At 59.5% G+C, this 12667-nt stretch carries 10 protein-coding genes; 3 read left to right on the forward strand and 7 right to left on the reverse strand.

Translation table 11 applies throughout. The features are described 5' to 3' along the window. The first annotated feature begins 6 nt into the window (after positions 1 to 6). On the forward strand, positions 7 to 3705 hold the full coding sequence (locus OEG79_RS16580) for a pilus assembly protein (RefSeq protein ID WP_264146053.1): 3699 nt from the start codon (positions 7 to 9) through the stop codon (positions 3703 to 3705). Positions 3706 to 3733: 28 nt separating this feature from the next. Continuing rightward, the gene (locus OEG79_RS16585) at positions 3734 to 4147 is read left to right on the forward strand and encodes a type IV pilin protein (protein WP_112210483.1); all 414 of its coding nucleotides are present in this window, start codon (positions 3734 to 3736) and stop codon (positions 4145 to 4147) included. Positions 4148 to 4199: 52 nt separating this feature from the next. Here the strand turns inward: OEG79_RS16585 and ispH are convergent, their stop codons facing one another. The 6 genes from ispH to murJ all read right to left on the reverse strand — a co-directional run bounded on the left by ispH (position 4200) and on the right by murJ (position 11620). Next, positions 4200 to 5144 carry a 4-hydroxy-3-methylbut-2-enyl diphosphate reductase gene (ispH, locus tag OEG79_RS16590; RefSeq protein WP_264146054.1) on the reverse strand — a complete coding sequence of 315 codons (945 nt, stop codon included), beginning with the start codon at positions 5142 to 5144 and terminating at the stop codon, positions 4200 to 4202. A 138-nt stretch (positions 5145 to 5282) separates the two neighbouring features. Beyond that, positions 5283 to 5720, reverse strand: a complete 438-nt coding sequence (locus tag OEG79_RS16595) for an FKBP-type peptidyl-prolyl cis-trans isomerase (RefSeq protein WP_264146055.1) — start codon at positions 5718 to 5720, stop codon at positions 5283 to 5285. Next, positions 5717 to 6226 carry a signal peptidase II gene (lspA, locus tag OEG79_RS16600; RefSeq protein WP_264146056.1) on the reverse strand — a complete coding sequence of 170 codons (510 nt, stop codon included), beginning with the start codon at positions 6224 to 6226 and terminating at the stop codon, positions 5717 to 5719. The genes OEG79_RS16595 and lspA overlap by 4 nt, the downstream gene beginning before the upstream one ends. After that, positions 6219 to 9053, reverse strand: coding sequence for an isoleucine--tRNA ligase (gene ileS / locus OEG79_RS16605; RefSeq protein WP_264146057.1), 2835 nt, complete (start codon positions 9051 to 9053; stop codon positions 6219 to 6221). The genes lspA and ileS overlap by 8 nt, the downstream gene beginning before the upstream one ends. Next, complete coding sequence (gene ribF, locus OEG79_RS16610; RefSeq protein WP_264146058.1) at positions 9050 to 10000, reverse strand: bifunctional riboflavin kinase/FAD synthetase; 951 nt, start codon at positions 9998 to 10000, stop codon at positions 9050 to 9052. The genes ileS and ribF overlap by 4 nt, the downstream gene beginning before the upstream one ends. Positions 10001 to 10078: 78 nt before the next feature. Then, the gene (gene murJ, locus OEG79_RS16615) at positions 10079 to 11620 is read right to left on the reverse strand and encodes a murein biosynthesis integral membrane protein MurJ (RefSeq protein ID WP_264146059.1); all 1542 of its coding nucleotides are present in this window, start codon (positions 11618 to 11620) and stop codon (positions 10079 to 10081) included. A gap of 191 nt (positions 11621 to 11811) precedes the next feature. Here murJ and rpsT point away from each other — a divergent pair, with 191 nt between their 5' ends. After that, on the forward strand, positions 11812 to 12090 hold the full coding sequence (gene rpsT, locus OEG79_RS16620) for a 30S ribosomal protein S20 (RefSeq protein WP_003243036.1): 279 nt from the start codon (positions 11812 to 11814) through the stop codon (positions 12088 to 12090). 131 nt (positions 12091 to 12221) lie between these two features. On the opposite strand, the gene OEG79_RS16625 is transcribed toward rpsT, so the two are convergent. Then, positions 12222 to 12509, reverse strand: coding sequence for a PA4642 family protein (locus tag OEG79_RS16625; RefSeq protein ID WP_264146060.1), 288 nt, complete (start codon positions 12507 to 12509; stop codon positions 12222 to 12224). Positions 12510 to 12667: the final 158 nt, after the last annotated feature.

Consider the following 12667-nt stretch of genomic DNA (forward strand, 5'->3'; position numbering starts at 1 on the left):
GATATCATGAACCGTTTCCTTAGCTCTTCTCTCGCCAAGACTATTTCATATGCCTTGTTTGGTACTACGCTGCTGAGTGCCGCCGACGCCTATGCTACCGTCTCGCAAAGCCCGCTCAGCCTTACCGTGGGCGTTCCACCGAATCTTATTCTGACACTGGACGAATCCGGCAGTATGTCCTGGGGTTTTGTCCCGGATACAGTAGAAAGTAGTGTTATCAGCGGGTCCAACATTACACGCCTTTACGCAGCCCCTGCGTTCAACCCGATGTATTACAATCCCAACACCCAATACACGATCCCACCATTTTTCGACGTCAATGGCGACGAGGTACAACTATCCACTAGCTTCACCAGCGCGCCAATCAACGGTTTCAGACCAAATGACGGGACGCTTAATCTTGCGGATTATTACCGACCGACGGGCAAGGAATATCGCATGCCCACGGGAGCCCATAACCGGCTCAACGGCCCGGCTGCCGATTTCCAAGTGGACATCAGCTTCTCATCAAATGGCACTAAGACTGCGACCAGTGCCGCGGGAATTAATTTCGAAGTAACACGTTCAGGAAGCTTTACCCTTAATTACACCTGCCAGATAAAAACTGGCGGACCGGTTACAGACACCACTAATTTCTCCTGTTCAAGAAGCAATAATACCTACACAGCCAGAACCCCTGCCTACTACTACATATTTGATCAGTCTCTTTCCGGCTGCAACAACTCAATATCCAACACCAGCTGCTACAAACTTAAGTTTGTAGAGGATAGTGAAAAGGAGAATTTTGCGGTCTGGTATTCTTTTTACAGAACCAGAGCTCTGGCAACTCTCTCCGCTACCAGTTTGTCCTTTGCCCAACTGTCGCCGGCAATCCGCATGACATGGCAGAACCTCGATACCTGCAAGACGTTCAATGGCGGAGACACGACAAACTGCAAGGACAACCGTTTCCGGCAGTATGACCAGCAGCATAAAGGGCAGTTCTATAGCTGGCTGAAGGATATTTACTTCAACAAAGGGACGCCACTGCCTGCAGCCATGAAGAGAGCGGGTGAATTTCTAAAACAGGATGTTGCCTGGCAAAAATACCCAAACAGCCGCGATTCCTCCAACAGAAATACAACTGACAACACCTACGCCTGCCGGGCCAGCTACCACATTCTGATGACCGATGGCATGTGGAATGAGACAGCGACCAATCCTGCTTCCTTCAAGCACGACGGCAACAACATAGATCTGCCTGACGGCAAAGTCTATACGAACAAACACCCCTACTATGACAGCCAGAGCAGCACACTCGCAGACTTGGCGATGCATTATTGGGCAACGGATCTTAATCCTAATCTCAACAATAAGCTGCCGGCTTACATTCCATTCAAGAGTGGAGACACCACTACAGACTATTGGGATCCTCGTAACGACCCTGCAACCTGGCAGCACATGACCAATTTTGTCATGGGACTTGGCTTAACCAACTCGCTGAACAGATCCGATATTCCGTGGGAAGGCAGCACTCATTCAGGCGCCGGCTATGAAGCTCTTGCTGCAGGCACGGTAAATTGGCCACAGGCATCCAGTGGTAGCAACAACAATGTCTACGACCTCTGGCACTCGGCTATCAATTCCCGAGGTGAATTCTTCAGCGCCGACAGTCCGGAAGCAATGGTCCAGGCGTTCGATGATGTCCTCTCGCGTATTGCTGACCGCAAATCGACAGCCGCTCGGCCGGCTATTAACTCAGGCCAAATCAGCACGGATGAGGATGATAATGGCGTTGTAAAAACCGTTTCCTATCAGACTTCCTACGCCAGTGACGACAACTGGTCTGGTGATGTGAAGCGCTTTGAAAAAGGGTGGAACTCGCAGACCAATACCTTTGAAACACAGGAAATCTGGAGTGCCAAGAACCAGGTTCCCGGCGCAGCAAGCCGAAGAATAAAAATTGCGGGCGATAGCAACAGCGGGCTGGTGGACTTCACCTGGGCGAATGCGGGGTCAAGCGGAACCGTAGGCACGCTGGCCTATTTCCTGAGCCGTGACCCGGAAAACGGCAACGTCGTGGATAGCAAAGGCTCGCAACGCCTCGATTATTTGCGTGGTGTCCGTACGGGTGAAGGTACTACTTTCCGCCAACGCAGCGGTGTACTGGGAGACTTTTACTCCTCTACACCGGCGGTCGTTTCCGGCCCGCGTTATCTGATCGATTTTTCCAACCGACTGGAAGGCAACACAGCCTACAGCACCTTTGCTCAGAGCATTGCCGAACGTCGTCCCCGTATATACGTGGGCGGAAACGATGGCATGCTCCATGGATTCAATGCCAATACCGGTGTCGAAGAATTCGCGTTCATTCCTACTGAGGTATTTCACAAGCTCAACAAGCTGACCGGTGCCAATTACAGCCATGAGTTCTATGTCGATGGTCCGCCTGTTGTCGCTGATGTATTCAACGGCACCGAGTGGCGCACCATTCTCGTGGGTACACTCAAGGCTGGCGGCAAATCCATATTCGCCCTGGATGTAACAACCCCCGGCGAAGAGGAGCTGTTGTGGGAATTTAATGACAGCGACCTACCAGACCATGCAGAAGCCAGAATGGGCTACAGCTTCTCCCAGCCGACCATTGCTCGCTTGCACACTGGGACCTGGGCTGTTGTGTTTGGCAACGGTTATGAAAGCGCCAACAATACCAATGGCAAGGCAGCACTATTTATTGTCGACGCCATGGAAGGGACTCTTCTCAAGAGCCTTGAAGTTTCTGGTGTAGAAGGCGTAGCCAATGGTCTGTCCACACCCAAGCTCGGTGATTACAACGGCGACGGTGTAGCCGATTACGCCTATGCAGGCGACCTGCAAGGCAACGTCTGGCGTTTCGATCTGCTACGAAACGGCCGCACTGACAGCACCCCTTTCACTCGGGAGGATGATGGTGATACAGCTATTGATGACTTCGAAGTAGCCTATGACGGTGAGCCGCTGTTCAGCGCCACCTCAAGCAACAACGATAGCCGGCAACCCATTACGTCTGCTCCCAGCCTGGTTCGCCACCCAACCGGTGTTGGATACCTGGTGATCTTTGGCACGGGCAAGTTCTTCGAAACCAATGACAAGGACGGCGACAAAACGATGCCCCAGACCGTTTATGGCATCTGGGACAAGCAGACGCTTGGCGAAGAGGCAAGCGCTCCAAATATCACTCGCAGCAGTCTGCAGGAACAGGAAATTACCAACCAGGTAACGGTGGCCGCCGATGGCTCATCTCGACAAGGCTTGGTTATCAGCAATAACGCTATTGACTGGAGTGGATCACCTACGCAGGCCGCGCAAAATGGCTGGTGGCTCGATCTTCGCAAGAGCGAGGGCGAAATGGTGGTAGAGAACATGTCGCAACTGGGCCGCACGGTTTTCTTCCAGACCCTGATCCCCAATGACGACCCATGCGGTGACGGCGCGACCAACTGGACCTTCGCCATCAACCCGTTTACAGGCGGCAGAACGCCTCACAACGCTTTCGACTACACCCCGACATCCGATGTAGGCACCAACAACATCTCGGCTATTCGTCAGGACGGTGAAGGTGGTGGCACGCTGTCGCAGAACTCTGACAACTCGTTCCAGTACTGCACCGGGCAGGAATGCACCAATATCTATCCGGACCCATCCAGCATTGGACGTCAAAGCTGGCGCCGAGTCGGGCTTGAGTGAAGAAGAATAAACAGCTATGGAGTATTCGATGAAACCTGCTCAAACCGGCTTCACCCTGATTGAAGTCATGATAGTGGTCGTGGTCATAGCCATTCTGGCCTCGATCGCCTACCCGAGCTATACGGAGTACGTGCAACGAGCAAACCGAAGCGAAGGCCAGGCTCTGCTGGCCGACGCTTCGGCTCGCCAGGAACGCTACTTTGCGCAAAATAATGTCTATGTCACCAGCAATAGCGACTTGGGCAAACTGGGGCTCGGCGGAAACACCTCCGAAACGGGCAAGTACACGCTTTCCGTCGCCAGCGCAAGTGGGGACGGCGGTTATACGTTGACGGCCACCAATACGTTCAACGATACAAAGTGCGGTAACTTGACACTCAACGCCATGGGTGAAAAAGGTGTTACCGCTTCTGGCGCTTCCGTAAGTAACTGCTGGAAATAGTGCCTGCGGCAAATTAAAGCCCCCGCCAGATCGCTCTGACGGGGGCTTTTTTCTATAACGCCTTAACCCGCAACTCCTTCGGCATCGAGAACGTGATGTTCTCCGGCCTTCCGTCCAGCTCTGTCTCCCCTTCCGCCCCCCAGGCGCGCAACTGGTCGACCACCCCGCGCACCAGCACCTCAGGTGCCGACGCCCCGGCCGTGATGCCGATCCCTTTCGTACCTTCGAACCACTCACGCTTGAGGTCTTCGGCGCCGTCGATCAGGTAGGCTGGTGTGCCCATGCGCTCGGCCAGTTCGCGCAGGCGGTTGGAGTTGGAGCTGTTCGGGCTGCCCACCACCAGCAGCACATCGCATTCACTGGCCAGTTGCTTGACCGCATCCTGACGATTCTGCGTTGCGTAGCAAATGTCGTCCTTGCGTGGACCGCCGATGGCCGGGAACTTGGCCCGCAGGGCGTCGATCACCTTGCTGGTGTCGTCCATCGACAGGGTGGTCTGGGTGACGAACGCCAGGTTATCGGGATTGCGCACCTGCAATTCGGCAACGTCCTCCTCGTCTTCAACCAAGTAGATGGCGCCACCATTGCTCGCGTCGTACTGGCCCATGGTGCCTTCGACTTCCGGGTGACCTTCATGGCCAATGAGGATGCACTCGCGCCCCTCACGGCTGTAGCGCACCACTTCCATATGCACCTTGGTCACCAGCGGGCAGGTGGCGTCGAAGACTTTCAGACCACGGCGGGCCGCCTCGTCGCGCACGGCCTTGGAAACCCCGTGGGCACTGAATATGACAATGACGTCGTCCGGCACCTGATCCAGCTCTTCGACGAATACCGCGCCACGGGCACGCAGATCCTCGACCACGAACTTGTTGTGCACCACTTCATGGCGCACGTAGATCGGTGGGCCGAACACTTCCAGCGCGCGGTTGACGATCTCGATGGCGCGATCGACGCCTGCGCAGAAGCCGCGGGGGTTGGCGAGTTTGATATGCATGCAAGACGTCTCGCGATAATTCGAGGGATCGGCCCAAAGCTGTTGAGCGATCCCGAAAGTCGAAGCCTGCGCGCAATGCGTGCAGGCTGCAAGAAAAGCTCGCGGCTAAAGCCGCTCCTACAGGGTCGGCACTACTATTTAGAGCGCCTTGACCCCGATGATTTCCACGTCGAACTGCAGCGTCTTGCCGGCCAGCGGGTGGTTGAAGTCGATGGTGACCTGCTTGTCATCGAATGCCTTGACCACGCCCGGCAGCTCGGCATTGGCAGCGTCGTTGAAGATCACCAGCAGCCCTTCGGAAAGCTCCATGCCCTCGAACTGGCTGCGCGACATGATCTGCACGTTCTGCGGGTTCGGCTGGCCGAAACCCTGCTCCGGCTGTACCTGCACGCTGCGTTTGTCGCCGGCCTTGAAGCCGTAAAGCGCCTGTTCGAAACCAGGCAGCAGGTTGCCGTCGCCGACCTTGAAGGTGGCCGGTTGCTTGTCGAACGTGCTGTCGACCACATCGCCGTTTTCCAGCTTGAGGGCGAAGTGCAGGGTCACTTCCCTGTCCGGACCGATGCGTACGTCTGTCATTGCGCAGCCTCCTTCGCGGACTTGTCGCTCTTGAACATATCCAGTGCCAGCAGAATGGCACCGATGGTGATGAAGGTGTCGGCCAGGTTGAAAGCCGGGAAGAACCAGCGGCTCTGCCAGTGCACCAGAATGAAGTCGACCACGTGGCCGAGCACCACGCGGTCATAAAGATTGCCCAGCGCACCACCGAGGACCATGGCCAGGGCCACGGCCAGCAGCGTTTCGTGGCGCTTGAGACGCTTGAGCCAGACCACCAGCACGACGCTGACGACAATGGCGATGGCCGCGAAGAACCAGCGCTGCCAGCCGTCTGCATCGGCCAGGAAGCTGAACGCAGCACCGGTGTTGTAGGCCAGGGTCCAGTCGAAGTAACCCGGAATGACTTCGATGCGCTGATACATGCTCAGGCCGCTCTCGAAGATGTCCTTGGTCACCCGATCGACGATCAGGATCAGCGCGCTCAGCAGCAGCCAGGGCAGATGTCCGAAACGCGAGGTCTCAGGCATGCTTGCGCACCTCTCCCTCGCCCTCGATGTTGCTCACGCAACGATCGCACAGCTCCGGGTGGGCGGCATGGCTGCCGACATCCGCGCGGAAGTGCCAGCAGCGGCCGCACTTGGCGTGGGAGGATTTGAGGATCTTCAGCTTCAGGCCTTCAACTTCGGTCACCACCGCATCGGCAGGCGCGTCGGCCAGCGGTGCGATCTGCGCCGCCGAGGTGATCAGGGCAAAGCGCAGCTCGTCACCGAGCTTGGCCAGGTCGGCCTGCTTGGCCTCGTCGCAGAACAGGGTGACTTCGGCCTGCAGGCTGGCACCGATGGCCTTGGCCGAACGCAGGTTCTCCAGCTCCTTGTTGACCGCAGCCTTGACCTGCATGACGCGATCCCAGTAGGCACGATCCAGCTCGAAGCCTTCCGGCAGGCGTTCCAGGCCCGTGTACCAGGTGTTGAGCATCACCGACTCGTTGCGCTGGCCCGGCAGGAACTGCCAGATTTCCTCGGCGGTGAACACCAGGATTGGAGCGATCCAGCGCACCAGTGCTTCGCTGATGTGAAACAGCGCGCTCTGGCAGGAGCGACGCGCCACGCTGTCGGCGGCGGTGGTGTACTGACGGTCCTTGATGATGTCCAGATAGAAGCCGCCCAGCTCCTGCACGCAGAAGTTGTGCACCTTGGAGTAGACGTTCCAGAAACGGTAGTCGGCGTAGGCTTCGATGATTTCTTCCTGCAGACGTGCAGTGGCGTCCAGCGCCCAGCGGTCCAGATCGAGCATCTGCTCGGGCTGCAGCAGGTCCTTGGCCGGGTCGAAACCATTGAGGTTGGCCAGCATGAAGCGTGCGGTGTTGCGGATACGCCGGTAGGCATCGGCGCTGCGCTGCAGGATCTGGTCGGAGACGGCCATCTCGCCGGAATAGTCGGTCGAGGCTACCCACAGACGCAGGATGTCGGCGCCCATGCTGTCGATGACCTTCTGCGGCGCGACCACGTTGCCGAGGGACTTGGACTGCTTGCGGCCCTGCTCGTCGACGGTGAAGCCGTGAGTCAGCAGTTCCTTGTACGGTGCGTGGCCATCGATGGCACAACCGGTCAGCAGGGAAGAATGGAACCAGCCGCGGTGCTGGTCGGAACCCTCCAGATAGAGGTCGGCGGCCGGGCCATCGGCATGTGCCAGCTCGGCGTGAGAGCCGCGCAGCACGTGCCAGTGCGTGGTGCCGGAGTCGAACCACACGTCCAGGGTGTCGCGGCTCTTGTCGTACTGGTCGGCCTCGGCGCCCAGCAGCTCGGCTGCATCGAGCTTGAACCAGGCTTCGATGCCTTCCTGCTCGACGCGCTTGGCAACCTCCTCCATCAGCTCGACGGTGCGCGGGTGCAGCTCACCGGTCTGCTTGTGGGTAAAGAACGGGATCGGCACGCCCCAGTTACGCTGACGCGAGATGCACCAGTCGGGGCGCCCGGCGATCATGCTGTGCAGGCGCGCCTGGCCCCAGGCCGGGACGAATCTGGTCTGCTCGATGGCAGCCAGGGAGCGCTCGCGCAGGGTGCCGCCCTCCTTCGGCTGGCTGTCCATGCCGACGAACCACTGCGCGGTGGCGCGGTAGATCAGCGGCGTCTTGTGGCGCCAGCAGTGCATGTAGCTGTGGCTGATGGTGGCATGCTTGAGCAGCGCGCCCACTTCTTCGAGCTTGGTGACGATGGCCGGATTGGCTTTCCAGATGAACTGGCCGCCGAAGAACGGCAGCGAGTCGACATACACACCGTTGCTCTGCACCGGATTGAGGATGTCGTCGTTGCTCATGCCGTACGCCTTGCAGGTACGGAAGTCGTCCTCACCATAGGCCGGCGCGGAGTGAACGATACCGGTACCGGCGCCCAGCTCTACGTAGTCGGCCAGGTACACCGGCGACAGACGCTCGTACAGCGGATGGCGGAAATTGATCAGGTCCAGCGCTGCACCTGGCGCGGTGGCGACCACCTCGCCTTGCAGGTCGTAGCGCTGCAGGCAGCTTTCGACCATTTCCTCGGCCAGCAGCAGCAGGCGGTCACCGACGTCTACCAGGGCATAGGTGAATTCCGGGTGCACGTTCAGCGCCTGGTTGGCCGGAATGGTCCAGGGGGTGGTGGTCCAGATGACGATGGCAGCCGGCTTGCTCAGGCTGGCCAGACCGAAGGCGGCGGCCAATTTGCCTGCGTCCTCGGCCGGAAAGGCGACGTCGATGGCTTCGGACTTCTTGTCCATGTATTCGACTTCGGCCTCGGCCAGTGCCGAACCGCAATCGAAGCAGAAGTTGACCGGCTTGAGGCCCTTGAACACGAAACCGTTCTTGACCATTTCCGCCAGGGCGCGGATCTCGCCGGCTTCATTGGCGAAGTTCATGGTCAGGTACGGGTTGTCCCAATCACCCAGCACACCAAGACGGACGAAACCGGCCTTCTGCTCTTCCACCTGCTCGGCGGCGTAGGCACGGCAGCGCTCGCGGGTCAGGTCGGCCGGCTGGTTCTTGCCGAAGGTGGTTTCCACCTTGTGCTCGATCGGCAGGCCATGGCAGTCCCAGCCCGGCACGTACGGCGCGTCGAAGCCGGCCATGGTCTTGGAGCGGGTGATGATGTCCTTGAGAATCTTGTTCAGCGCATGACCGATGTGGATGCTGCCGTTGGCATAGGGCGGGCCGTCGTGCAGGACGAACTTCGGCCGACCTTCGCCAAGCTTGCGCAGCTTGCTATACAGACCAATCTCGTTCCAGCGCTGCAGGGTCTGCGGCTCGCGTTGCGGCAGGCCGGCCTTCATCGGGAACTGGGTATCGGGCAGGTTCAGCGTAGCTTTGTAGTCGGTCATTTCGGGCTCTTCATCAGCGGGTGGCTCTGCCAGTATTCACGGGCAGCGGCGATATCAGCGGCAATCGCCGCCTTCAAGGCCTCCAGCGAGGCGAAACGCTGCTCAGCGCGCAGCTTGTGGTGGAAAGCCACCGAGAGACGCCGGCCATACAGATCACCGGCAAAATCCAGAAGGTGCACTTCCAGATGGGCGCTGCCGTCACCGGCAACACTGGGGCGCACGCCGATATTGGCGACGCCCGGTTGAATCACGCCATCGATCTCGCAGCTCACCAGATAGACGCCGGTCAGCGGTACCTTGCGCCGCTTGAGCTGGATGTTGGCGGTCGGCGCGTCGAGCTGGCGGCCCAGCTTCTGTCCGTGCAATACCCGCCCGGCGATACGAAACGGCCGGCCGAGCAAGGCTTCGGCCAGTTCGAAATCGCCGTCGGCCAGCGCCTGGCGTACCCGGGTACTGCTGACCCGGCCACCCAGCACCTCCACGGTGGTCGAGGCATCGACGCTGAACCCGTGGCGCTGGCCGGCAGCCTTGAGAAATTCGAAATCACCGGCCCGGTCGCAGCCGAAGCGGAAGTCGTCGCCGATCTCCAGGTCCTTCACGCCAAGCCCGTCGACCAGCACGCGCTGGACGAACTCGGCGGCAGACAGCTCGCGCAGGCGGCGGTTGAAAGCCAGACACAGCACCATGTCGACGCCTTCGGCAGCCAGCAGCGCGAGCTTGTCACGCAGGCGCGTCAGGCGCGCCGGCGCCGTGCCGGGGGCGAAGAATTCACGCGGTTGCGGCTCGAAGATCACCACGCAACTGGGCACAGCCAATTCCACCGCGCGCTCGCGCAGACGCGCCAGGATAGCCTGGTGCCCGCGGTGAACACCGTCGAAATTACCGATGGTGACCACACAACCCCGCGCCTGGGGCTGCAGGTTATGAAGACCTCGAACCAGCTGCATAGCACGCTTCTTGTTCACAAAGTGGCCGATTATACGCACAGCACGCCATGCACAACAGGCATGGCGACACCTGAACCGCTACAAGGCCCGCCGGGCAAAATCACGTGGACGGAAACCCAGTATCAGCAGCATGCCGAAGTAGGCGACCAGCCCGGCAGCCACCAGAGCGCCGAGACGCAACAGGCGCACGAGCATATCCCCTTGCGCCCAGCCCGGCATGATCTGCAGCAGCCCGAGCAACACGGCGACCATCACCGCCACTGCGATAATCAGCTTGAACAGGAACATTCCCCAGCCCGGCATCGGCTGGAAGATATCGGCGCGGCGCAGTTGCCAGTACAGCAGGCCGGCATTCAGACAGGCCGCCAGGCTGATCGCCAGCGCCAGGCCGACATGCGCCATGCCCAGACCGAAAACGAACAGCGCGTTCATTGCCTGAGTCGCCAGCAGGCTGATCACGGCGATACGCACCGGCGTCTTGATGTTCTGCCGGGCGTAGAAACCCGGCGCGAGGATCTTCACCAGAATCAGCGCCAGCAGACCGACCGCGTAAGCCACCAACGCCTGCTGAGTCATCAGCGAATCATTGGCGGTGAACTTGCCGTACTGAAACAGCGAGACCACCAGCGGCTCGGCGAGGATCGCCAGCGCCAGGGTGCAAGGCAGCACCAGCAGAAAGCACAGGCGCAACCCCCAGTCGAGCAGGTGCCGGTACTCGTCGCGGTTCTTGCTGGCGTAGGTCTTGGAAAGCGCCGGCAGCAGGATGGTGCCCAGTGCCACGCCCAGCACGCCCGAGGGCAGCTCCATCAGGCGGTCGGCGTAATACATCCAGGACACCGAACCCGCCACCAGGAAGGAGGCGAAGATGGTGTTGATGATCAGCGAAATCTGGCTCACCGACACACCGAAGATCGCCGGCCCCATCTGCTTGAGCACGCGCCAGACGCCGAGGTCACCGAAATTCAGGCGTGGCAGCACCAGCATGCCGATCTTCTTCAGGTGCGGCAGCTGCCAGAGCAGCTGCGCCAGGCCGCCGACCAGCACCGCCCAGCCCAGCGCCATGATCGGCGGATCGAAATAGGGCGTCAGGAACAAGGCGAAGACGATCATGCTGACGTTGAGCAGGGTCGGCACGAACGCCGGCACCGAGAACCGGTTCCAGGTATTGAGAATGGCCCCAGCCAGCGATGACAGGGAGATCAGCAATATATAAGGGAAGGTCACCCGCAACAGATCGACGGTCAGTTCGAAGCGCTCGGCCTCATCGGCGAAGCCCGGCGCCGTGGCCCAGACGATCCAGGGCGCGGCGAGCACGCCGCTGGCCGTAACCAGCGCCAGCACCAGAGTCAGCAAGCCGCAGACGTAGGCAATGAAGGTTCGGGTGGCCTCCTCGCCCTGCTGCATCTTGTACTCCGCCAGAATCGGTACGAAGGCCTGGGAGAAGGCACCTTCGGCGAAGATGCGGCGCAGCAGATTGGGCAATTTGAACGCCACCACGAAGGCATCCGAAGCCACTCCGGCACCGAAGGTGCGGGCGATGATGGTGTCGCGCACGAACCCCAGCACGCGCGACACCATGGTCAGGGAGCTGACGGCGGCCAGGGATTTGAGCAGATTCATGGAGTGTTCCGGCTTCCATTAAGGGTTGCAGTAGCGGACAATCCGCCGCCCAACGAAGGCGACGAGTGTAGCGAGCCTCCACTGGTCAGGCCAGCACAGGAAAGCGTCATCAGACTTGACAGCAGGCAGATGGATCGGCATGATTCGCGGCCTTATTTGTCGTAACCCCCCAGTTTTCGAGGAGCTTGACGGTGGCCAACTCACCTTCTGCCAAAAAACGCGCCAAACAGGCTGAGAAGCGCCGTAGCCATAACGCCAGCCTGCGCTCGATGGTTCGTACCTACATCAAGAACGTGGTCAAGGCTATTGCTGCCAAGGATCTCGAGCTTGCCAAGACCGCCTACACCGCAGCTGTTCCGGTCATCGACCGTATGGCTGACAAAGGCATCATCCACAAGAACAAAGCCGCTCGTCACAAGAGCCGCCTGAACGCGCACATCAAGGCGCTGGGCGAAGCTGCTGCCGCCTAATCGCGACAGGTTCTTGAAAAACCGGCCCCAGGGCCGGTTTTTTATTGCCCCGAGTTGACTCATAGAAAGGGCAAGCCACAAAAAATGCCCGCCTCCCAAGGGAGCGCGGGCATTTTTGCTGCCGGAGACGATCAGCCGCGAGCAGCCTTGATCACTTCGATATAAGGCTCGGCGTTGCGCTGATCCTGAATCAGCGCGATGAAATCGTTGCCCTGCGCATCGGTGGCGCAGAGGTCGTAGCCTTCGGCGACGAAGAAACCTACGAAACGCTCGAAATCATCGATACGCAGACCGCGATAGGCCTTGATCAGCTTGTGCAGCGAGGGCGGCGTAGCATCCGCCGGTTCCACCGCAAGGAACAGCTTGATCGAGTCATCGCTGATTTCTTCGCCAATCACCTGCTTCTTGTCTTTACGCATCGCCCGCTCCCGCCAGCATTACAGAGGGCCGGCAGTGTACCGCCGTGCTGCGTGCGGCTCAACGCGCAGCCGGACAGGCTAACACGTGAAAAATCGACACGACAGCAGACCTAGGTCAAGCCTCTGCACGGTGCCCGGCTCCTATAATGCGCCAAGCC

The sequence above is a fragment of the Pseudomonas sp. Z8(2022) genome, assembly GCF_025837155.1.
In the GTDB taxonomy this organism is placed as follows: domain Bacteria; phylum Pseudomonadota; class Gammaproteobacteria; order Pseudomonadales; family Pseudomonadaceae; genus Aquipseudomonas.

Excerpts from the sequence above, each read along its gene's own strand:
- OEG79_RS16580 (WP_264146053.1), top strand. The coding sequence starts at position 7 with ATGAACCGTTTCCTTAGCTCTTCTCTCGCCAAGACTATTTCATATGCC.
- OEG79_RS16585 (WP_112210483.1), top strand. The coding sequence starts at position 3,734 with ATGAAACCTGCTCAAACCGGCTTCACCCTGATTGAAGTCATGATAGTG.
- ispH (WP_264146054.1), bottom strand. The coding sequence starts at position 5,144 with ATGCATATCAAACTCGCCAACCCCCGCGGCTTCTGCGCAGGCGTCGAT.
- OEG79_RS16595 (WP_264146055.1), bottom strand. The coding sequence starts at position 5,720 with ATGACAGACGTACGCATCGGTCCGGACAGGGAAGTGACCCTGCACTTC.
- lspA (WP_264146056.1), bottom strand. The coding sequence starts at position 6,226 with ATGCCTGAGACCTCGCGTTTCGGACATCTGCCCTGGCTGCTGCTGAGC.
- ileS (WP_264146057.1), bottom strand. The coding sequence starts at position 9,053 with ATGACCGACTACAAAGCTACGCTGAACCTGCCCGATACCCAGTTCCCG.
- ribF (WP_264146058.1), bottom strand. The coding sequence starts at position 10,000 with ATGCAGCTGGTTCGAGGTCTTCATAACCTGCAGCCCCAGGCGCGGGGT.
- murJ (WP_264146059.1), bottom strand. The coding sequence starts at position 11,620 with ATGAATCTGCTCAAATCCCTGGCCGCCGTCAGCTCCCTGACCATGGTG.
- OEG79_RS16625 (WP_264146060.1), bottom strand. The coding sequence starts at position 12,509 with ATGCGTAAAGACAAGAAGCAGGTGATTGGCGAAGAAATCAGCGATGAC.